This is a genomic window from Mycobacterium europaeum, assembly GCF_034555895.2.
Taxonomy (GTDB): Bacteria; Actinomycetota; Actinomycetes; order Mycobacteriales; family Mycobacteriaceae; genus Mycobacterium; species Mycobacterium europaeum.
Map to the genome: position 1 here is coordinate 5,212,938 of NZ_CP157315.1, position 20,135 is coordinate 5,233,072.

Below are 20,135 nucleotides of genomic sequence, written 5' to 3' on the forward strand. Positions count from 1 at the left end.
ATTTGCGCACGCTCGCGGCAAGAGGGCTCAGTCTTCGCCGAGGATGCCGTAGACCTCGCGCCGCGCGTTGTTGAGAATTTCGACGATGCGCTGCTGCTGCTCGGCGGTGGCGGTGTGCGCGGACTGCGCGACCGCCCCGAACAGCTGGCCGACGGCCGCCCGCAGGTTCATCTGACCCGGGTCGGCGCCCTCGGCGATCTCGTCCCACGGCGGGGTCTCGACCTTTTCGGCCGCCGCGCGGCCCTCGTCGGTCAGCTCGAAGAGCTTCTTGCTGCCCTCGGTTTCGCTGGCGGTGATCAGGCCCTCGTCGGTCAGCAGCTGCAGCGTGGGGTAGACCGAGCCGGGGCTCGGCTTCCAGAGCCCGTTGCTGCGTTCGGCGATCTGCTGGATCATCTCGTAGCCGTGCATCGGCCGCTCGGCCAGCAGCGCCAGGATGGCCGCGCGGACATCGCCGCGCTTGCCGCGGCCGGGGCCGCGCCGCCAGCCGCCGCGCCGCCCGCCGGGCCCGAAACCGAAGCCCGGACCGAAGCCCGGACCGAACCCGGGCCCGAATCCGGGACCGAAGCCCAGGGGGCCGTCGTGGCCGGGGCCGTGCTCGCGGAGGTTTTCGAAGAACTCGTGGCGGGCCCGCCGCCGGGCGCCGTGCAGGGCGCGTCGATGAATGTCGGGACCGAAGCCGAAGCCCGGCCCGCCGGCGAATGGGCCACCAGGGGGGGTGAATGGGTGATTCATGTCTTTTCCTTACGTCTGAAGGGGAAGCGCACCGTGCGCTTCGAAGTATCACGATATATCGAAAACTATCGCGATGCAACGCTCGGGTGCCGAAGTCCGGGCAGCTCCGACCGAGGAACCGTCTGACCTGCGGTGATGGCGTGACCCTGCGCCCGCCGGGCCGGTGGCCGGATGGTCCAGGGCGGTTTGCACCCCACGGGCGGCGGGTAGGAACTCTGGGATGAACGCGGACAACTCCCACCTGACGGCGGGCAGCGGGACCTCCACCGCGACCGGCCCCGGTCAGGGCGGCAGCGGACGCGAACGCAACGTCTGGCCGTGGGTCAACTGGGGCCTGGCGCTGGCCACGGTGCCCGCCGCCGCCATCGTGATGCTTTTTGCGCTTGGTGCGGTGATGAGCACCGACGGCTGCGCCGACCGCAGCTGCCCCAACCTGGGACACGGCGGGATCAATTTCGGGGTCGCGTTCTACGGCGCGCCCGCGGTCGCCGTCGTCGTCATCGTCATCTCGCTCTTCACCGCGAAGCGCCGCGGCGGCATCGCCGTTCCCCTGTGCGGGTGGGCGCTGTTGATCGCCGACGTCGCCCTGATGGCGGCCAGCGTCTCCGGTTAGCCCGGCCGGTCAGCCCGGCGGCGAGAAACCGCCCGGTCCGGCGCTGGGCGGGGGCTGCCGCGGCGCCTCCGCGCCCGGCCAGAATCCGGCCGGCGGTGGCGGCCCGGGCGGCCACGGCGCGGCACCCCACGGCGGCGCGGCGGGGCGAAGCCGCGCCAGCTCGCGGCGGTGCCGTTCGGCGAGCACGGCGGCGAGGACCAATTCGGGCGGTGCGCCGGGCGGGGGCGGTGGGGCGATGCGGGACACCACGTCGCCGGCGATGCGGTAGGCCATCTGCTGGCGTAACTGGCGATCGAGTTGCGGTGCCCGCGAGAGGAATTGGCGCGCAACCTCCGCCTGGCCGGGCGACAGCCCGGACAGTTGCAGCGACGCCGCCCACCAGGCCAGCGACGGCGGCATCATCGGCGGGGGGCCCAGCCGGGGTCCGCGCTCGTTGATGACGACGGTGCCGGCGAAGATGTCGCCGATCCGTTTGGCCTTCGGCGACAGGATGCTGCAGATGACGGCCGGACTGCCGAACAGCATCCAGATCTCCACCACCGCGGCCAGGGCCCGAAACAGGGCCTGCCGGAAGCGTTCTGGGCCGCCGTCGTCGGACACCACGCGCAGGCCCATCGCGATCTTGCCGACCGAACGGCCGCGGGTGGTCGTTTCCAGGATGACGGGATAGCCGACGATCACCACCACCGTGAAGATGAGCAGGACGGCGGTGCTCAGCGCGCTGTCGTACTGGGTCAGCGTGGCGGCCCACAACATCAGGCCGAGCAGGTAGCAGACGGCGACCACCGCGATATCGATCAGTGCGCTCACGGCGCGCACCGGCAACTGGGCGATCTGCACATCGAGCACGACGGCGTCGCCGGTCACCACCTCCGACATAACACCGAACGCTACAGGGCGATTAGGCTGCGCAGGATGGACGTCGACGCATTCGTGCTGGCGCATCGCGGTACCTGGGACCGCCTCGACCGGCTGGTGGGACGGCGTCGCTCGCTGACCGGCGCCGAGGTCGACGAGCTCGTCGAGCTGTACCAGCGGGTGTCCACCCACCTGTCGACGCTGCGTTCGGCCTCCTCGGATTCGGTGCTGATCGGTCGGCTCTCCAGCCTGGTCGCCCGGGCCCGTTCGGTGGTGACCGGCGCCCACGCGCCGTTGAGCAGTACGTTCGCCCGGTTCTGGACGGTGTCCTTCCCGGTGGTCGCCTACCGCTCGTGGCGGTGGTGGCTGGGCACGGCGGTGGCGTTCTTCGCCGTGGTGGTGGTCATCGCGCTGTGGGTGATCGGCAACCCCGAGGTGCAGTCGGCCGCCGGAACCCCAAGCGACATCGAGCAATTGGTCAACCACGACATCGCCTCCTACTACAGCGAACATCCCGCGGCCGCGTTCGCCCTGCAGATCTGGGTCAACAATTCCTGGGTCGCCGCACAGTGCATCGCGATGTCGGTCCTACTGGGGCTTCCGATTCCGGTCGTGCTGTTTCAGAACGCCGCCAACCTGGGGCTGATCTCCGCGCTGATGTTCCAGGCGGGCAAGGGCGGCGTGCTGCTCGGGCTGCTGGCCCCGCACGGGCTGCTGGAACTGACGGCGGTCTTCCTGGCCGGGGGAGCGGGGATGCGGCTGGGCTGGTCGGTGATCGCACCCGGCGACCGGCCCCGCGGACAAGTGCTCGCCGAACAGGGCCGCGCCGTCGTGTCGGTGGCGATCGGACTGGTGGCCGTGCTGTTGGTCTCGGGGTTGATCGAGGCGTTGGTGACGCCCTCGCCGCTGCCGACGTTCGTTCGGGTCGGCATCGGCATCATCGCCGAGGCGGCATTCCTTTCCTACATCGTGTATTTCGGCCGCCGCGCGGCGAAGGCGGGTGAGACCGGCGACATCGAAGACGCGCCCGACGTGATCCCCACCGGATGAGCGGTCAGAGCCGGCCGGTGGCCTTCATCGCCAGATAGCGGTCGGCCAGTGCGGGCGCCAGTTCGGTGGGCGGGGCGTCGACGACCTCCACCCCGCCGCGGCGCAGCCGGGTGGCGATCGCGCGGCGGTCGTTGCGGGATCGTTCGGCCGCCGCCGCGTCGTAGACGGCGGCGGGATCCGAACGCCCGGCGGCCATGTGGTCCACCCGCGGGTCGGCGACGGCGGCCACCATCAGGTGATGTCTCGCCGACAACTGCGGCAGTACCGGCAGCAATCCCTCGTCGAGCGCCGTCGCGTTGAGGTCGGTCAGCAGCACCACCAGCGACCGTCGGCGGGCCCGCCGGGCGATCGTCGAAACCATTGCGGTCCAGTCGGGTTCGAGCAGCGCGGGCTGCAGGGGTGCCATCGCCTCGACCAGCTGGGCGAGCAGTTCGGTGCGCGACGCGCCGAACACGCCGGCCCGGCTGACCCGGTCGTGGGCGAGGAAGTCGACGTGGTCGCCGGCCCGCGACGCCAGCGCCGCCAGCAGCAGCGCGGCATCCATCGACCAGTCCAGCCGCGGCCAGCCCGCGGGATCGGACGCGGTCGGGTCGACGCCGACCCGGCCCGCCGAGGTGCGCCCCGTGTCGAGCACGATCACCACCCGCCGGTCGCGCTCGGGTCGCCAGGTGCGGACCACCACGTCGGCGCGGCGCGCGGTGGCGCGCCAGTCGATCGACCGCACGTCGTCGCCGACGACGTATTCCCGCAGCGAATCGAATTCGGTGCCCTGGCCGCGGATCAGCGTCGGCAACAGCCCGTCGATCTCGCGCAGTTTGGCCAGCCGGGCCGGCAGGTGCTTGCGGGACAGGAACGGCGGCAGCACCCGGATCAGGCCCGGCACCGCTTGCGACCCCTGCCGGCCCGCCAGCCCCAGCGGACCGATGGACCGGGCGGTGACCAGCGCCGCGCGCTGCTCGCCGCGGCGGACCGGTCGCAGCTGGGACCGGACGTGCTGGTGCTGGCCGGCGGGGATGTTCACCGGATGGATGCGGGGCCGCGCCCCGGCGCTGGGTGGCCAGGCGTCGCGGACCTGGCCGCGGAACCTGCGCCGACCGTCGTTGTGGATCAGCAGCCCGACGTCGACCTGCTGGGCGAGCCGGGCGGAACGATCCGGGGAGCGGGTGTAGCGCAACTTGCGGGTGCTGGCCGCCAGCCCGGCGTCCGCGGCCACCACGACCAGGAGCGCGACCAGAAGAAACACGAAAGTCGCTGCGGGCAAGGGCGACAGCGCGATCGGCAGGACGCACAGCAGCGCGACCAGCCCGGTGCGTCCGGTCAGGATCATGGGCGCCGCTCTCCCCCGCAACCGGGTGGTGCCCCCACCTCATCGGCGCGTTGCATCGTCGCCGGCGCGACCACTATCGGGGCACCGGAACCGACGCCAGGATCCCGTCGAGCACACCGTCGGGCGTGGCCCCTTCGAGTTCGGCCTCGGGGCGCAGCATCACCCGGTGCCGCAGCGTGGGGCGGGCCATGGCCTTCACGTCGTCGGGGGTGACGTAGTTGCGCCCGGACAGCCAGGCCCAGGACCGGGCAGTGGCCAGCAGCGCGGTCGCCCCCCGGGGGGAGACGCCCAGCTGCAGCGCGGGCGAGGAGCGGGTGGCCCCGACGATGTCGACGATGTAGCCCAAGACCTCGTCGGCGACCAGCACCTGCCGCACGGCGTCGCGCCCGGCCGCCAGTTCGGCGGGTCCGGCCACCGGTTTGATCGCCGAGAGGTCGCGCGGATCGAAGCCCTGGACGTGCCGGCCGAGGATGGCGATCTCCGAATCTCGCGGCGGCAGAGGCACATTCAGTTTGAGCAGGAATCGGTCCAGCTGCGCTTCGGGCAGCTGGTAGGTGCCCTCGTACTCGATGGGGTTCTGGGTGGCGGCGACGATGAACGGGTCGGGCAGCGGCTGGGCCACCCCGTCCACGCTGACCTGACGCTCTTCCATCGCCTCGAGCAGCGCGGCCTGGGTTTTCGGTGGGGTCCGGTTGATCTCGTCGGCCAGCAGCAGATTGGTGAACACCGGTCCGGGCCGGAACGCGAAGGCGGCGGTGCGCGCGTCGTACACCAGCGAACCCGTGACGTCGCCGGGCATCAGGTCGGGGGTGAACTGCACCCGCTTGAACTCCAACCGCAGCGCGGCGGCCAGCGCGCGCACCAGCAGCGTCTTCGCCACTCCCGGAACGCCTTCCAACAGCACATGACCGCGGCACAGCAGCGCGATCACCAGCCCGCTGACCACTCCCTCCTGCCCGACGACGGCCTTGGCGAGCTCGGTGCGCAACGCCAGCAGCGCGTCTCGTGCCGATTCAGCGGTGGGGGTCTGGGCGGGGGCGGGGGACTGTGTCACGTCCGTGTGACCTGCCTTTCGATGTCGTCGAGCGCACGGGCAAGTTGTAGCAGGTCGTGGTCGGTCGCCGGGGGTGGGCCGAACAGCTGGTAGGAGACGAACGCCGGGTCGGCGCCGTAGCGACCGGCCACCGCGGCCGCCACCGCCGGCGCCGACGCGCCGGTGTTCAGACCGAGCCGGGGCAGCAGCCGCTGCAGGGTGGCGGTGCGCAGCGCCGCGGCGGCGCGGTCGCGCGCCCGGCGGGAGCGGTAAAGCCGCCCGCGGCCCTCGACGGTCTCCGATGCGCGCACCACGACGGGCAGCTCCTCGGCGACCAGCGGGCCGGGCCGCCGGCCCCGCCACAGCGCGACCAACAGCACGACCAGGCACAGCTGGCAGAGGATCCACGTCACGTTCTGCGGCATCAGGTCGGACATCGAACCGGGCGGCGACGATTCGCCCTCGACGCGGTGGGGTGCGTACCAGACGAGCCGGGGCCGGGCGCCCGCGAGGTTCATCGCCAGGGCGGCGTTGCCCGCCTGCAGCAGGGCGCCGTTGGTCAAGAAGTCGGTGCTGCCGACCGCCGTGACGGTCCGCCCGCCCGCACGGAAGCGGATCAGTGCCCCGCCGTAACAGCGGGTCATCGCGCGGCCGTCGGCGGCGCGATAGGTGTCGCTGGGCCCGAACCGCACCGGCCCGGCCCGCGTCGCCGCGCGCAGAGTGCAATCCGGGTCGGTGTCGAAGGCGTGGGCCGCCGGTGAGACCCCCACGCCCGGCATCAGCGCCTCGCGCGTGCGCGCCGTCGGCTCCACCAGCAGCAGGTCGCCCGGCGCCCCGGAAAGCCGGTCCAGCAGCGGCTCGGTCAGGTATTGGCTCTGCGCCACCAGGATCAGCGCGTCGGGGCGCGCCGCCCGCTCCACCCCGGCGATGCTGTCGGCGACCACGACGTCGACGCCGCCCCCGCGCAGCAGCGCCACCAGCGCATGGGCGCCGTCGGGGCCCGTCGACGCCGGATCCATGCGCGCGCCCGGCCGGGGCGCGGTCAGGTAGGCGTCCACGCCGGCGAACACGGCGAGCACGATCAGGGTGAGCACCACCCAGCGCCAGGATCGCGAGCGCCGCACCGGCGGCGCGGGTTGGGGGCGCCCGATGGTCGCCATCACCGCACCCGGGCCCACGCGTCGGCCGGGGCGGGTTGCCCCGGTCCCGCGGCGACGGCCGCCGAGCGGGACCGCAGGTGGTCGTCGAGGTCGGCGATCATCTGGTATGCGCCCTGCGTCCCGGGTTGTTCGCCGTAGGTGACGTCGTTGAAAGCCGTTGCGGCTTGCGAAAGTTCACCGGCGAGGTGGGGAAGGGCGGCGCCGGCGTCGGAGGCCAGCTCGTTGGCGGTGCGGCCGGGCGCCGGGTTCAGCACGCCGGTCTCCTCCAGCTGGCGGGCGACCGCACGCAGCCGGTGGCGAATGGCTGCGGCCCAGTCACCTTGCGCCGCACAGCTTTCGGCGGTCGTGCGGTGCTGGGCGGCGGTGAGCTGCGCGGCTTCGAACAGCTGGTAGTCGCCGCCGCGGTTGGTGCGCATGGTGCGCCGCGCGAGGTGGATGGCGGCCGCCAGCGCGATCCCGAGCATGATGAAAAGCACCGTCGCCGTGAGCCATCCGCCGGGCAGCGAGGCCGTCTTCTGCAGCAGCCGGAGGATGGTCTCGTTGAGCCATTCGGCGATCTGTTCGGTGGCCGAGCCCTTGGAGTAGATCGGTTTGTTGAGCTCGTCCTGGGCGGCCTGGTGTGCGGCATCGCGGTCGATGTCGATGGAGGGCACGGTCAGCTCGTCCTCAGACCGGTCGCGTCAGCCAGAGGTTGTCGGTGGACTCGGCCGCGTACGGCCCGCCCGCGGCGCCGGTCTGCAGCACCAGATCGAATGCCTCGGCACGCATCCGGCGGTCGGTGTAGAGCAGCGCGATCACGCCCGCGTTGAACGGCGCGGTGATGATCTCGCCGATCGCGGCTCCCACCGACGAGACCGCGGTGCCGACCAGGAAGGCCGCGGTGGACGAGGTGGCGAGGAAGAACTGGCTGGCGATGTTGAACGGCACGGCGACCGCGCCCGCGACGACGGAGGTCACCACCAGCGTCAGCAGCCGGATGGCCAGCACCCGCCAGAAGCCGTTGCGGACCAGCGCGAACGATCGGGTGATGGCGTCCAGGACGGGCAGCCGCTCGAGCACGATCAGCACGGGCGCAAACAACACGACCGTGTACAGGTACACCAGCAACGCGATCACGGCCAGCGCCAGTGGCAGGCCCAAAACGACCACCGCCGCGGCCTTGCCGATCGCCGCCAGCACCGCGATGATCACGGCGACCAGGCCCGCGACCACCGCCAGGGCGGCGCCTTCCAGCAAGGCCAGCCCGAGCAACGGCACCAGGCGCCCGCGGATCTTGGCCCATGTCTCCCCGATGGTGATCGGCGAGCCGAACACCGCCCGCCCGACGATGACGGTGAGCATGCCGGACAGCAGCACGCCGCCCAGCCAGGCGACCAGGACGCCGGCGCCCATCGAGGTCAACCAGGCGCCGATGACCCCGTTGGTCAGCTCCTTGGCGTGGTCGGCGCTCAGCCTGCCGTAGGCGGCCAGCGGCCCGAAGACGGCGACCTTCGTCACGATCTGGATGGCCACCACCACGGTGGCGGTCAACCCCAGGGTCGCCTTCGGGTTGGCCCGGACGTAGCCCACCGCCCCGTTGAAGATGTCGCCCAGGGTGAGCGGCCGCAGGGGGATGATGCCGGGCTTGACCGCACCCGGAACCCGTTGCGGGAAGCCGGATTGCCAGCCGTGCGGGGGTCCGTACCCCGGCGGTGGTGGCCCGTAGCCCGGCGGCGGTCCGTAGCCGGGTGGCGGTCCGTAGCCGGGCGGGGGCCCGTACCCCGGTGGGGGTCCGTAGCCGGGTGGAGGGCCGTACCCCGGTGGAGGGCCGTATCCGGGTGGGGGGCCGTAGCCCGGTGGCGGGCCAGCCGGATAGCCAGGCGGCGGCGCGGTCAACGTGTTCCGCGGCGTTCGCGGCTGGGCCCGTCGTTCGTCATGGGGTACATCCTGTCGGTGGTCCGGGCATTTCTCAATCATGGCCAAGCCGTCGGCGCGTAGCGTTCCTGCCATGGCGGAACTCAAATCCCGGCTGCGGGCCGATCTGACCGATGCGATGAAGAGCAAGGACAAGCTGCGCACGGCGACCCTGCGCCTACTGCTCGCCGCGATCCAAACCGAGGAGGTCGCCGGCAAGGAGGCCAAAGACCTCTCCGACGACGAGGTGATCAAGGTGCTGGCCAGGGAGTCGCGCAAGCGGGCCGAGTCGGCGGAGATCTACACACAGAACGGCCGCGGGGAGCTGGCCGCCAACGAGCACGCCGAGGCGCGGATCATCGACGAGTATTTGCCGACGCCGCTCACCGAGGCCGAACTGGCCGACGTCGCCGACACCGCGATCGCCCAGGTCGCCGAGGAGATCGGTGAGCGCCCGAGCATGAAGCAGATGGGCATGGTGATGAAGGCGGCGACTGCGATCGCGGCGGGCAAGGCGGACGGGGCGCGGTTGTCGGCGGCGGTCAAGGAGCGCCTGTAGGCGACCCCACCACCCGGGTGCCGTCGGCGGCCCGCCTGGTGACGCGCCGGGCGTCGAGCTGCTCGAGCAACGGCACGGCGACGCGCCGGGTGGTGCCCAGCGCGCGGCGCGCGTCGCTGACCGTGAACGGCTGGGGCAGCGTCGCGAGGACGCCGGCCGCCCGGTCCAGCGCGCCGGACCCCAGGACGACGCCGTCGGCGATCCGGGTCAGCCGCCCGGCGCGCACCGCCGCCGCCAGCTCCCGGGGTCCCAGCTTGAGCTCGGCCAGCTCGTCGGCCTCGGGCGCCCGGAAGGGCTCGGCGGCCAGCCACTCCTCGATGGTGCGCACCGCCTTGTCGACGCGGGCCGGCAGGCCCGCGCCCGGCGCGCGCACCAGGCCGTCGCCCACCTGAAGGCCGGTGCCCTCCAGCAGCGGCGGCAGCAGTTCGGCGGCGGGCAGCCCGGCCCGCTGCCGCAGCGTCTCGAGCGGCATCCCCGCCGCGATGTCGTGGTCGTCGGCCCAGTGCCGCACAGCCGCGGTCGCGCACTCGCGCCGGGCGGCCCACCACCGCGGATCCACCACCCAATTCCCGACCCGCAGCCCGGCGAGCGGCACGCCCATCGCCCGCAGCTCGGCGGCCCGGGCGCAGTCGGGCGGGGAGACCCGCCCGGTGGCGAGCTCCGCGGCGCGCTCCCGGGCCGCGCCGCGGCGGCGCAGCGCGGGCGGCCGGACGTCGAGCACCTCGACGCCTGCCGCGATCCGGTGCTCGCCGGGATCGCGCAGCAGTCCCACGTCGCCGACCCGCAGGGGCAGGGGCTCCGCCAGCCGCAGCCGGGCCGCCGCCTCGCCCAGCGGGCGCACCTGCACCGGCACGGCCGCGGACCCGACGTGCAGCACCAGCTGGCGGTGCAGCGCGCCCGCCGACCGCAGGGCGACGTCGATCTCCGCGGTGTCCAGCCACACGCCCGGCGTCCGAACGGTGTCGCCGCGACCGATGTGCCGGCGGTCCACGCCCCGCAGGTTGAGCGCGACGCGCGCCACCGGGCCGGCGGCCGGGCGATCGCGGCCCAGCGATTGCAGCCCGCGCACCGTGACGCGCCGGCCGGCGTGTTCCAGCTCGTCGCCCACCCGGATCGTCCCGGCCGCCAGGGTGCCGGTCACCACGGTGCCCGCGCCGCGGACCGTGAAGCTCCGGTCGACCCACAGCCGCACGTCGGCGTCCGGATCCGGGACCGGCAGCCGGCCGGTCAGCGCCAGCAGCTCCGCGCGGACCCGCTCCAGGTCGGTGCCGATCGCGACGGGCGCCCCGGCGAGCGAGGTGGCGGCGAACCGTTCGCGCGCCTGCTCGGCGGCGGGACCGGGATCGGCCAGGTCCGCCTTGGTGATCACCACCAGCCCGTGGCTGACCCCGAGCGCGTCCAGCGCCGCGAGGTGTTCGTCGGACTGCGGCATCCAGCCCTCGGTCGCGGCGACGACGAACAACACCGCCGGGACGGTCCCCACCCCGGCCAGCATGTTGGCCACGAACCGCTCGTGCCCCGGCACGTCGACGAACGCCAGCTGGCGGCCACCCAGCTCCGTCCACGCGAAGCCCAGGTCGATGGTCAGGCCCCGGCGCCGCTCCTCGGCGAGCCGCTCCGGCCACATGCCGGTGAGCCGGTGCAGCAGGGTGGACTTGCCGTGGTCGACGTGCCCGGCGGTGGCTATGACGAACATGCGAGCACCGCCGCGGCCAGCAGCGCGTCGTCCTCGGGCGCCACCGTGCGCAGGTCGAGCAGGCACCGGCCGGCCTCGAGGCGGCCGACGACCGGCGGGCTGGCGGCGCGCAGCGCGGCGGCGTAGGGCTCCGGCAGGCTCACGGCGGCGCTGGGCAGCCGGACGTCCGGCGCCCCGCCGCCACCGACGGCCGCGACGCAGTCCACCACCCGTGCGCCCGGCAGCGCGGCCGCGAGCGACTCCGCACGGGCCCGCAGCGCCGCCACGTCGGCGACCAGCGCCTCGGCCACCGGCGTCGGCGGCCCCGTCAGGGTCGCCTCCAGAGCGGCCAGCGTGAGCTTGTCCACCCGCAGGGCGCGCGCGGCCGGGTGGCGGCGCAGCCGTTCGATGACTTCGGCGTCGCCCAGCAGCAGGCCGGCCTGTGGGCCGCCGAGCAGCTTGTCGCCGCTGGCGGTGACCAGGTCGGCGCCGTCGCGCAGCGCCGTCGTGGCGTCGGGCTCGTCGGGCAGCAGGGGATGCGGGGCCAGCAATCCGGAGCCGATGTCGACCACCAGGGGCGCGTCCAGGCTCGACAACTCCGCGACGCTCACCGCCGAGGTGAACCCGGTGACGTGGAAGTTGGACGGGTGGACCTTCAGGACGAAACCGGTCTGCGGCCCGATCGCCTCGGCGTAATCGCGCAGGCTGGTGCGGTTGGTGGTGCCGACCTCGCGCAGCCGCGATCCCGTGGAGGCCAGCAGCTCGGGGATGCGGAACCCGTCGCCGATCTCGACCAGCTCGCCGCGGCTGAGCACGATCTCCTTGCCAGGGGCGAGCGTGAGCGCCGTCAGCAGCAGCGCGGCCGCGTTGTTGTTGACGACGTGCACGCCACCCGCGAGGGGCACCGCGCGGGCCAGCGCCGCCAGCGCGCCACGGCCGCGGCGGCCGCGGCGGCCGGTCGTCAGGTCCAACTCGACATCGGTGGTCCCCGCGGCGGCGACCACCGCGTCCACCGCGGCCCGCGACAGCGGCGCGCGGCCCAGGTTGGTGTGCACCACCACGCCGGTGGCGTTGATGACGGGCCGCAGGCTCGACGCGGTGCTCGGCAGCGCGCCGAGGGCGTGCTCGGCGACCCGCTCGGGCTCGATCTCCCCGGCGCGCGCCCGCCGCTGCGCGTCGGCGATCACCGACTTCACCAGCGCGCGCCCCAGCACTCGCTGGGCTTCGACCAGGCGCGGATCGGCGAGCAGCGTGTCGGTCCGCGGCACCCGTCGGCGCGGGTCGCTCACTTGGGGCTCGGAAGAGTATGGCGGAGGCGGACGGGAATCGAACCCGCCAGCGGCAGCGTCTGCCGTTCGACGGTTTTGAAGACCGCGCCGATCACCAGACCGGACACGCCTCCTCGGACCATGCAGTCAATTATGTATTCCGTGACCTACCGCCTGACTCAGTACGCCCACGGCGGCGGCTGCGCGTGCAAGATCCCGCCCGGCGAGCTCGAGGAGGTGGTCCGCGGGCTGGGGGCGTCACCGGGCGTCGCGCCGCGCGACCCGGTCGGTGAGTTGCTGGTCGGGCTGGAGCACGGCGACGACGCGGCCGCGGTGCGGATCGCCGACGGCACGGCGCTGATCGCCACGACGGACTTCTTCACCCCGGTGGTCGACGACGCCTACGACTGGGGGCGCATCGCGGCCACCAACGCGCTGTCCGACGTCTACGCGATGGGCGGGCGTCCGGTGGTGGCGGTGAACCTGCTGGGCTGGCCGCGCGACGTGTTGCCGTTCGAGCTGGCCGCCGAGACGCTGCGCGGCGGCCTGGACGTCTGCGCCCTGGCCGGCTGCCACCTCGCCGGCGGGCACAGCGTCGACGACCCCGAGCCCAAATACGGGCTGGCCGTCACCGGGATCGCGGACCCGAACCGGTTGCTGCGCAACGACTCCGGCAAACCCGGCCTGCCGCTGTCGCTGACCAAACCGCTCGGTGTCGGCGTGCTCAACAGCCGGCACAAGGCCACCGGCGAGCGCTTCGAACAGGCGATCCGGGTGATGACCACGCTCAATGCCGACGCGGCCGCCGCCGCGCTGGCCGCCGGTGCCGAATGTGCCACGGACATCACCGGTTTCGGCCTGCTCGGGCACCTGCACAAGCTGGCGCGGGCCAGCGGCGTCACGGCGATCGTCGACGCGGCGGCGGTGCCCTACCTGGAGGGGGCGCGGGAGGCGCTGGCGGCCGGCTACGTCAGCGGGGGCACGCGGCGCAACCTGGACTGGGTGGCCCCGCACGCCGACCTGTCCGCGGTCGGGGAACAGGACGCCCTGTTGCTCGCCGACGCGCAGACCTCGGGCGGGCTGCTGGTCGCCGGTGAGGTACCGGGCGCCCCGGTGATCGGTGAGCTGGTGCCGCGCGGCGAGCACACGATCGTGGTGCGGCGAACCGAGCGGGGTTTCGCCGCCGCGCACTAGGGTAAAGGTCATGGCTATGCGCAAGCTTTTCCTGGAATGGCCCGTCGTGCGTCAGCTGCGATCGGGAGACAAGCTCGGCCGCGGATCCGCCGTGACCTCGAAGCGCACCCGCGCCGTCACGCCGCGCACGACGACGGCCGACCGGGTGGTGCAGAGCATCTGCCCGTATTGCGCGGTGGGGTGCGGGCAGCGGGTGTACGTCAAGGACGAGCGGGTCGTCCAGATCGAGGGCGACCCGGACTCGCCGATCTCGCGAGGACGCTTGTGCCCCAAGGGCGCTGCCAGTGAACAGCTGGTGAACTCGCCGGGCCGGCAGCTGCAGGTGCTCTACCGCGCGCCGCGGGCGACCGAATGGCAGCCCCTCGAGCTGGACGCCGCGATCGACATGATCGCCGACCGGTTCGTCGAGTCCCGCCGCCACACCTGGCAGGACATCGACAAGAAGGGCAGCCTGCTGCGCCGCACCATGGGCATCGCCGCGCTGGGCGGGGCGACGCTGGACAACGAAGAGAACTACCTCATCAAGAAGCTCTTCACCGCCGCGGGCGCCATTCAGATCGAGAACCAAGCCCGCATTTGACACTCCGCCACGGTTCCCGGTCTGGGAGCCTCCTTCGGGCGCGGCGGCGCCACTCAAACACTGCAGGACATGGCGAACGCCGATTGCATCGTCATCCAGGGCTCCAACATGGCCGAGTGCCACCCGGTGGGTTTCCAGTGGGTGGAGGAGGCCCGGGCCCGCGGCGCGCGGGTGATCCACGTGGACCCGCGCTTCACCCGCACCTCGGCGGTGTCGGACAAACACATCCCCATCCGGGCCGGTTCGGACGTGGTGCTGCTGGGCGCGTTGATCAACCACGTCCTCAGCAATGACCTGTGGTTCTCCGAGTACGTCATCGCCTACACGAACGCCGCCACGTTGATCAACGAGAAGTTCAGGGACACCGAGGATCTCAACGGGCTGTTCTCCGGCTTCGACCCCGAGACCGGGCAGTACGACACGTCGACGTGGGCGTACGAGCAGGAGAGCAACGGCCAGGTCGAGTCAGCTGGCGGTGGCCACACCCACGGCGGCACCGCATCGGCGAGCGCGGCGGGCGACGAGCACGGCAGCGGCGGCCCGCCGCTCGCGCACGCCAAGGTGAAGCGCGACGAAACCCTGCAGCACCCGCGCACGGTGTTCCAGATCCTCAAGCGCCACTACGCCCGCTACACCCCGGAGATGGTCACCGACGTCTGCGGCATCTCCCGTGCCGACTTCGACTACCTCGCGCGATCCATCGTCGAGAACTCCGGGCGCGAACGCACCACCTGCTTCGCCTACGCCGTCGGCTGGACGCAGCACACCCTCGGCGCCCAATTCATCCGCACCGCAACCATTTTGCAGCTCCTGCTGGGCAACGTGGGCCGTCCGGGCAGCGGCATCATGGCGCTGCGCGGCCACGCCACCATCCAGGGGTCCACCGACATCCCGACTCTGTTCAACCTGCTGCCGGGCTACCTGCCCATGCCCAAGGCGGGCATGCATGACACCCTGGCCGACTATCTCGACACGGTGGGATCGAAGAAACAGAAGGGCTTTTGGGCCAACGCCGACACCTACGCGATCAGCCTGCTCAAGGCGTGGTGGGGCGAGGCGGCCACGCGGGACAACGACTGGGCCTACGACTACCTGCCCCGGCTGTCCGGCCCGCACGGCACCTATCAGACCGTGATGGGCATGCTGGCCGACGAGGTCGAGGGCTACTTCCTGCTGGGCCAGAACCCGGCGGTCGGATCGGCGCACGGCCGCATGCAGCGGCTGGGCATGTCCCACCTCAAATGGCTGGTGGTTCGCGACCTCAACCTCATCGAGTCGGCCACCTGGTGGAAGGACGGGCCCGAGATCGCTTCCGGCGAACTGAAAACCGAGGACATCGACACCGAGGTGTTCTTCCTGCCCGCGGCCACGCACGTGGAGAAGGCGGGATCGTTCACGCAGACGCAGCGGCTGGTGCAGTGGCGTCACAAGGCCGTCGAACCGCCGGGACAGTGTCAGAGCGAGCTGGCGTTCTTCTACGAGCTGGGCAAGCGGATCAGGCAGCGGCTCGCCGGCTCGACCGACGAGCGCGACCGGCCGCTGCTGGACCTGACATGGGACTACCCGGAGGACGAAAACGGCGAGCCGGACGGCGAAGCCGTGCTCGCCGAAATCAACGGCTATCACGTCAGTAGCGGCGGCGCGCCGCGAAAACCCCTGTCGTCCTACACCGAGTTGCGCGCCGACGGCTCGACCGCCGCGGGGTGCTGGATCTACACGGGCGTCTACGCGAACGCCACCAACCAGGCCGCCCGCCGCGTCCCGCACGGCGGACCCTCACCGAGCCAGCATGAGTGGGGCTGGGCGTGGCCGGCCGACCGGCGAATTCTGTACAACCGCGCGTCGGCCGACCCGGACGGCAAGCCGTGGAGCGAACGCAAGAAATACGTGTGGTGGGACGCGGATCAGCACCGCTGGGTCGGCTACGACGTGCCCGACTTCGTGGCCGACCGGGCGCCGGGCAGCCGGCCCGATCCCGACGTGGGCGGTCCCGACGCGCTCGCCGGGGACGACCCGTTCATCATGCAGGCCGACGGCAAGGGCTGGCTGTTCGCGCCCAAGGGTGTGGTCGACGGGCCGTTGCCCACGCACTACGAACCGCAGGAGTCCCCGGTCGCCAACGCGCTGTACCCCCAGCAGCGCAACCCGGGGCGAATCACCTTCCCGCGCAAGGACAATCTCAGCGCGCCCAGCGCCGGCGAGCCGGGCGCCGACGTGTACCCGTACGTGTTCACCACCTACCGGCTCACCGAGCACCACACCGCCGGCGGGATGAGCCGGTGGCTGCCCTACCTGTCGGAGCTGCAGCCGGAGATGTTCTGCGAGGTGTCCCCGGAGCTGGCCGCCGAACGCGGCCTCGAGCCCTATGGGTGGGCCACGATCGTGTCGCCGCGCGCGGCGATCGAGGCGCGGGTCCTGGTCACCAAACGCGTTGCGCCGCTGGTGATCAACGGTCACACCGTGCACCAGATCGGGCTGCCGTATCACTGGGGCGTCGGCGGCGACGCCGTCGTCAGCGGGGACGCGGCCAACGACCTGCTCGGCGTGACGCTGGACCCCAACGTGCAGATCCAGGAGTCGAAGGCCGGCTCGTGTGACATCCGGCCGGGGCGCCGGCCGCAGGGCGAGGACCTGCTGCGGCTGATCGCCGAGTATCAGTCCCGCTCGGGGGCCACCGCCGAGACCGGCAACGTGCGCATCGACGACGGCGTCTGGGAAGGGGGAGCCGATGGGTCAGCTGAGCGGACCGACCGACCCGACGAGTGACGCCGGCTGGGCAGAACCCAAGCCACGCAAGGGATTCTTCACCGACACCTCGATCTGCATCGGCTGCAAGGCCTGCGAGGTCGCGTGCAAGGAGTGGAACCGCAACCCCCGCGACGGCGACCTGGAGCTGCTGGGTTCCTCCTATGACAACACCGGCGCGCTGGGCGCCAGCACCTGGCGCCACGTCGCCTTCATCGAGCAGGGCCGCGACCGCATCGAGGAGGCGCGCGAATCCGGGCGCGCCCTCACCGATTTGGGCATGCCGGCTGTTCCCGGCAACGGCAACGGCAACGGCAACGGCAACGGCGGCGGCGGCGCCGCCGCGCCGCGACCGGACCTCACACCGCCCGACACCCCGGAGTTCCGCTGGCTGATGTCGTCGGACGTGTGCAAGCACTGCACGCACGCCGGCTGCCTGGACGTCTGCCCGACGGGGGCGTTGTTCCGCACCGAGTTCGGCACCGTCGTCGTGCAGGACGACGTCTGCAACGGGTGTGGCACCTGCGTGGCCGGGTGCCCGTTCGGCGTGGTCGAACGCCGCAGCGACGGCACCTATGCGACGCCCGCGCAGCGGCCGGGCCGCCCGACCGAGCCGTTCGTCACCGGCGTCGCCCAGAAGTGCACGCTGTGCTACGACCGCCTCGTCGAGGACCAGATCCCGGCGTGCGCCCAGACCTGCCCCACGACGTCGATCAAGTTCGGCGACCACGACGACCTGGTGGTCCAGGCGCGCGAACGGGTCGCCGCGCTGCGCGCCCAGGGGCTCACGGAGGCCCGCCTCTACGGGGCCAACGAGCACGACGGCGTGGGCGGCACCGGGTCGATCTTCCTGCTGCTCGACGAGCCGGAGATCTACGGCCTGCCGCCCGACCCGCGCGTGTGCACGGCCGATCTGCCCCAGATGTTCAAACGAGCGGGCGTGGCCGCGGCGGGCATGTTCGCCGCCGCGGCGCTGGCCTTCTGGAAAGGCCGGTGAAAAGCCCATGAGCACTTCGGAATACGACAGCCTGCGCCCGCCGGAGCCCGCCGGCGGCCGACGCAAGCGGCAGCGCAAGGGCCGCCGCGGCGGCGACGGTTCGCGCGAGATGCCGATGGTGCCCGAAGCCGAGTTCAGCTCCTATTACGGGCGTCCGGTGGTCAAGCCCCCGCCGTGGGAGTCCGAGGTGGCCGCGTACCTGTTCCTGGGCGGCGTCGCGGGCGGATCCGGCCTGCTGGCGGCCGGCGCGCAGCTCACCGGCCGCACCCAGCTGCGCCGCAACGCCCGCCTGACCGGCTTGGCGGCCGTCTTGCTCAGCCTCGTCGCGCTGGTGAAGGACCTGGGCCGGCCCGAGCGGTTCCTGCACATGCTGCGCACGTTCAAGCTCACCTCGCCGATGAACCTCGGCTCGTGGATCCTGAGCGCCTTCGGCGCCGGGATCGGGGTGGCCGCCGCGGCCGAGGTCGATCGGATGATGGGGGAGCGGCTACCGCTGGGCCCGCTGCGGCCGGTGCTGCGCGCCGTCGAGGGACCGGCCGGCCTGGAGGCGGCGCTCCTCGCCCCGCCGCTGGCCGTCTACACCGCGGTGCTGCTGTCCGACACGGCGACCCCGACGTGGAACGCCGCCCACGAGGACCTGCCGTTCGTGTTCGTCAGTTCGGCCGGCCTGGCCGCGTCGGGGTTGGCGATGGTCACCACCCCGGTCGCCGAGGCCGGTCCGGCCCGCGCGCTGGCCGTGTTCGGCGTGCTCGGCGACCTGGTGGCGACGAGGGTGATGGAGCGCCGGATGGACCCGGTCGCCGCCGAGCCGCTGCACCACGGCGCCCCGGGCCGGATGCTGCGGTGGAGCGAGCGGCTGGTGATCGCCGGCGGGTTGGGCACGCTGCTCGGTGGCCGCAACCGCGGCGTCGCGGCCGTGTCCGGCCTGGCGCTGGCGACGGCGTCCGCGCTGACCCGCTTCGGCGTGTTCGAGGCGGGCCTGGAATCGGCCCGCCACCCCCGCTACACGATCGAGCCGCAGAAGCGCCGGCTGGCGGCGCGCCGCGCGGCGGGCGTCGCGGACGACTCGATCACCACCGCGGGCTGAACTTGCCCGTGCCGCCGCCGTAACGCCCCCGGAGGCGACTGAGGCGGTTTGAGCCCGCGGCACCGGGGTAATCCTGGCGCTATGACGCATTTTGGCTACACTCTGATGACCGAACAGAGTGGACCCAAAGACCTTGTCCGTCAAGCTGTTTCCGCTGAGGAACGCGGTTTCGACTTCGAGGTGTGCAGCGACCACTTCTCCCCGTGGCTGACGTCGCAGGGACATGCGCCCAACGCCTGGACGGTGCTGGGCGCGGTGGCGCACGCCACCGAACGGGTGGACCTCTACACCTATGTGACCTGCCCGACGATGCGCTATCACCCGGCCGTCGTCGCCCAGCAGGCCGCCACCGTGCAGATCCTGTCTGACGGCCGGTTCACGCTCGGCCTCGGGACCGGGGAGAACCTCAACGAGCACATCGTCGGCAGGGGCTGGCCCACCGTCGAGCGCCGTCAGGACATGCTGCGCGAAGCGATCAAGATCATCCGCGAGCTGTTCGGCGGCCAGCTGGTGAACTTCAGCGGCGACTACTTCCAGGTGGACTCCGCACGGTTGTGGGACGTGCCGGAGATCCCGGTCGGCATCGCGGTGGCGATGGGCGGCGCCAAGGCCATCGACAAATTCGGCCGGCTGGCCGACCACTTCGTTGCGGTCGAGCCGGACGGCGAGCTCGTCGACGCCTGGCACGCCGCGCGGCAGGCCGCCAACCTCGCCGGCGGCGGCCGCGTCGTCGGCCAGATCCCGGTCTGCTGGGACCCCGACCGCGACACCGCCATCGAACGCGCCCACGACCAGTTCCGCTGGTTCGCCGGTGGCTGGAAGGTCAACGCGGACCTGCCGACGCCGGCGGGCTTCGCCGGCGCCACCCAGTTCGTCCGCCCCGAGGATGTGGCCGAGTCCATCCCCTGCGGCCCCGACCTCGACGCGATCGTCGAGGCCGTCCGGCCCTACTGGGAAGCCGGGTTCACCGACGTGGCGCTCGTCCAGGTTGGCGGCGAATCCCAGGACCTCTTCCTCAAAGAAGCCGCCGAACCGTTGCTTGCCGCACTGCGCAGCGCAGCAAACTGATCCCAGGTTTGGGCGGTATCTGCCCGGGTATCCGGCTTTGATCGTGCGCCCGGTAAGTACGGGTTAGTGCGGCGCGTGAAGGCCGGCAAGCAGAGCCGAGAACCTGTAGATCCGCAAAGCGGCTGTCGGTCAGCAACTTTGCCCGATATGTGGTCCACCGCAAGGCAAGGGGAGCTGACGATGGGCGATCGGTCCGCCGACACCACCTCGGCTTTGGTGAAGGCACTCAGCATCGCCAGTTTCGGACTGGGGCTGAGCGAGCTGGTGGCCCCCGGAAAAGTTCCTGCCGTGGCGGG

17 protein-coding genes and 1 tRNA gene are annotated in these 20,135 nt (G+C 72.3%); 8 read left to right on the forward strand and 10 right to left on the reverse strand.

The window, feature by feature from the left end:
- Positions 1 to 27: 27 nt before the first annotated feature.
- Positions 28 to 732 carry a PadR family transcriptional regulator gene (locus U8D42_RS24085; protein WP_322860796.1) on the reverse strand — a complete coding sequence of 235 codons (705 nt, stop codon included), beginning with the start codon at positions 730 to 732 and terminating at the stop codon, positions 28 to 30.
- A gap of 220 nt (positions 733 to 952) precedes the next feature.
- Between U8D42_RS24085 and U8D42_RS24090 the strand changes: the two genes are divergently transcribed.
- Positions 953 to 1,345, forward strand: coding sequence for a hypothetical protein (locus tag U8D42_RS24090; RefSeq protein ID WP_090418891.1), 393 nt, complete (start codon positions 953 to 955; stop codon positions 1,343 to 1,345).
- 9 nt (positions 1,346 to 1,354) lie between these two features.
- On the opposite strand, the gene U8D42_RS24095 is transcribed toward U8D42_RS24090, so the two are convergent.
- Entirely contained in the window at positions 1,355 to 2,224 is an 870-nt protein-coding gene (locus U8D42_RS24095) for an RDD family protein (RefSeq protein WP_322860795.1), read from the reverse strand.
- Between the two features lie 36 nt (positions 2,225 to 2,260).
- Here U8D42_RS24095 and U8D42_RS24100 point away from each other — a divergent pair, with 36 nt between their 5' ends.
- Complete coding sequence (locus U8D42_RS24100) at positions 2,261 to 3,253, forward strand: stage II sporulation protein M (RefSeq protein WP_090418885.1); 993 nt, start codon at positions 2,261 to 2,263, stop codon at positions 3,251 to 3,253.
- Positions 3,254 to 3,257: 4 nt separating this feature from the next.
- On the opposite strand, the gene U8D42_RS24105 is transcribed toward U8D42_RS24100, so the two are convergent.
- The 5 genes from U8D42_RS24105 to U8D42_RS24125 form a co-directional block, all read right to left on the reverse strand.
- Complete coding sequence (locus U8D42_RS24105; RefSeq protein WP_322860794.1) at positions 3,258 to 4,580, reverse strand: DUF58 domain-containing protein; 1,323 nt, start codon at positions 4,578 to 4,580, stop codon at positions 3,258 to 3,260.
- A gap of 73 nt (positions 4,581 to 4,653) precedes the next feature.
- The gene (locus tag U8D42_RS24110; protein ID WP_085241332.1) at positions 4,654 to 5,634 is read right to left on the reverse strand and encodes an AAA family ATPase; all 981 of its coding nucleotides are present in this window, start codon (positions 5,632 to 5,634) and stop codon (positions 4,654 to 4,656) included.
- Positions 5,631 to 6,773 (reverse strand): DUF4350 domain-containing protein, encoded by a 1,143-nt coding sequence (locus tag U8D42_RS24115; protein WP_322860793.1) that lies wholly within the window; start codon positions 6,771 to 6,773, stop codon positions 5,631 to 5,633. The genes U8D42_RS24110 and U8D42_RS24115 overlap by 4 nt, the downstream gene beginning before the upstream one ends.
- Positions 6,773 to 7,426, reverse strand: a complete 654-nt coding sequence (locus U8D42_RS24120; RefSeq protein ID WP_322860792.1) for a DUF4129 domain-containing protein — start codon at positions 7,424 to 7,426, stop codon at positions 6,773 to 6,775. Before U8D42_RS24120 ends, U8D42_RS24115 begins: the two co-directional genes overlap by 1 nt.
- A 13-nt stretch (positions 7,427 to 7,439) precedes the next feature.
- Positions 7,440 to 8,762: a hypothetical protein gene (locus U8D42_RS24125; protein ID WP_322860791.1), complete on the reverse strand. Its 1,323-nt coding sequence runs from the start codon at positions 8,760 to 8,762 to the stop codon at positions 7,440 to 7,442.
- Between U8D42_RS24125 and U8D42_RS24130 the strand changes: the two genes are divergently transcribed.
- On the forward strand, positions 8,761 to 9,225 hold the full coding sequence (locus tag U8D42_RS24130; RefSeq protein ID WP_090418874.1) for a GatB/YqeY domain-containing protein: 465 nt from the start codon (positions 8,761 to 8,763) through the stop codon (positions 9,223 to 9,225). The genes U8D42_RS24125 and U8D42_RS24130 overlap by 2 nt on opposite strands.
- Here the strand turns inward: U8D42_RS24130 and U8D42_RS24135 are convergent.
- The 3 genes from U8D42_RS24135 to U8D42_RS24145 form a co-directional block, all read right to left on the reverse strand.
- Positions 9,209 to 10,921, reverse strand: coding sequence for a SelB C-terminal domain-containing protein (locus tag U8D42_RS24135; RefSeq protein WP_322860790.1), 1,713 nt, complete (start codon positions 10,919 to 10,921; stop codon positions 9,209 to 9,211). The genes U8D42_RS24130 and U8D42_RS24135 overlap by 17 nt on opposite strands.
- Complete coding sequence (selA, locus tag U8D42_RS24140; protein WP_085241340.1) at positions 10,909 to 12,189, reverse strand: L-seryl-tRNA(Sec) selenium transferase; 1,281 nt, start codon at positions 12,187 to 12,189, stop codon at positions 10,909 to 10,911. Before selA ends, U8D42_RS24135 begins: the two co-directional genes overlap by 13 nt.
- Positions 12,190 to 12,207: 18 nt before the next feature.
- A tRNA-Sec gene (locus U8D42_RS24145) sits at positions 12,208 to 12,302 on the reverse strand.
- 19 nt (positions 12,303 to 12,321) lie between these two features.
- Here U8D42_RS24145 and selD point away from each other — a divergent pair.
- The 5 genes from selD to U8D42_RS24170 all read left to right on the forward strand — a co-directional run bounded on the left by selD (position 12,322) and on the right by U8D42_RS24170 (position 19,839).
- Positions 12,322 to 13,362 (forward strand): selenide, water dikinase SelD, encoded by a 1,041-nt coding sequence (selD, locus tag U8D42_RS24150; protein ID WP_431523809.1) that lies wholly within the window; start codon positions 12,322 to 12,324, stop codon positions 13,360 to 13,362.
- Positions 13,363 to 13,372: 10 nt separating this feature from the next.
- Positions 13,373 to 16,708 carry a formate dehydrogenase gene (gene fdh / locus U8D42_RS24155; RefSeq protein WP_322860788.1) on the forward strand — a complete coding sequence of 1,112 codons (3,336 nt, stop codon included), beginning with the start codon at positions 13,373 to 13,375 and terminating at the stop codon, positions 16,706 to 16,708.
- Complete coding sequence (locus tag U8D42_RS24160) at positions 16,671 to 17,684, forward strand: 4Fe-4S dicluster domain-containing protein (RefSeq protein WP_322860787.1); 1,014 nt, start codon at positions 16,671 to 16,673, stop codon at positions 17,682 to 17,684. The genes fdh and U8D42_RS24160 overlap by 38 nt, the downstream gene beginning before the upstream one ends.
- Positions 17,685 to 17,691: 7 nt before the next feature.
- Complete coding sequence (nrfD, locus tag U8D42_RS24165) at positions 17,692 to 18,771, forward strand: NrfD/PsrC family molybdoenzyme membrane anchor subunit (protein ID WP_322860786.1); 1,080 nt, start codon at positions 17,692 to 17,694, stop codon at positions 18,769 to 18,771.
- Positions 18,772 to 18,852: 81 nt separating this feature from the next.
- Positions 18,853 to 19,839 (forward strand): LLM class F420-dependent oxidoreductase, encoded by a 987-nt coding sequence (locus U8D42_RS24170; protein ID WP_322860785.1) that lies wholly within the window; start codon positions 18,853 to 18,855, stop codon positions 19,837 to 19,839.
- Positions 19,840 to 20,135 lie beyond the last annotated feature (296 nt).

Bases quoted from the DNA above. Each gene is read 5' to 3' on its own strand.
- nrfD (WP_322860786.1), top strand. From the start codon at position 17,692: ATGAGCACTTCGGAATACGACAGCCTGCGCCCGCCGGAGCCCGCCGGC.
- U8D42_RS24105 (WP_322860794.1), bottom strand. From the start codon at position 4,580: ATGATCCTGACCGGACGCACCGGGCTGGTCGCGCTGCTGTGCGTCCTG.
- U8D42_RS24115 (WP_322860793.1), bottom strand. From the start codon at position 6,773: ATGGCGACCATCGGGCGCCCCCAACCCGCGCCGCCGGTGCGGCGCTCG.
- U8D42_RS24085 (WP_322860796.1), bottom strand. From the start codon at position 732: ATGAATCACCCATTCACCCCCCCTGGTGGCCCATTCGCCGGCGGGCCG.
- U8D42_RS24090 (WP_090418891.1), top strand. From the start codon at position 953: ATGAACGCGGACAACTCCCACCTGACGGCGGGCAGCGGGACCTCCACC.
- U8D42_RS24100 (WP_090418885.1), top strand. From the start codon at position 2,261: ATGGACGTCGACGCATTCGTGCTGGCGCATCGCGGTACCTGGGACCGC.
- U8D42_RS24135 (WP_322860790.1), bottom strand. From the start codon at position 10,921: ATGTTCGTCATAGCCACCGCCGGGCACGTCGACCACGGCAAGTCCACC.
- U8D42_RS24125 (WP_322860791.1), bottom strand. From the start codon at position 8,762: ATGGCAGGAACGCTACGCGCCGACGGCTTGGCCATGATTGAGAAATGC.
- U8D42_RS24160 (WP_322860787.1), top strand. From the start codon at position 16,671: ATGGGTCAGCTGAGCGGACCGACCGACCCGACGAGTGACGCCGGCTGG.
- U8D42_RS24130 (WP_090418874.1), top strand. From the start codon at position 8,761: ATGGCGGAACTCAAATCCCGGCTGCGGGCCGATCTGACCGATGCGATG.
- selD (WP_431523809.1), top strand. From the start codon at position 12,322: ATGTATTCCGTGACCTACCGCCTGACTCAGTACGCCCACGGCGGCGGC.
- U8D42_RS24095 (WP_322860795.1), bottom strand. From the start codon at position 2,224: ATGTCGGAGGTGGTGACCGGCGACGCCGTCGTGCTCGATGTGCAGATC.
- U8D42_RS24170 (WP_322860785.1), top strand. From the start codon at position 18,853: ATGACGCATTTTGGCTACACTCTGATGACCGAACAGAGTGGACCCAAA.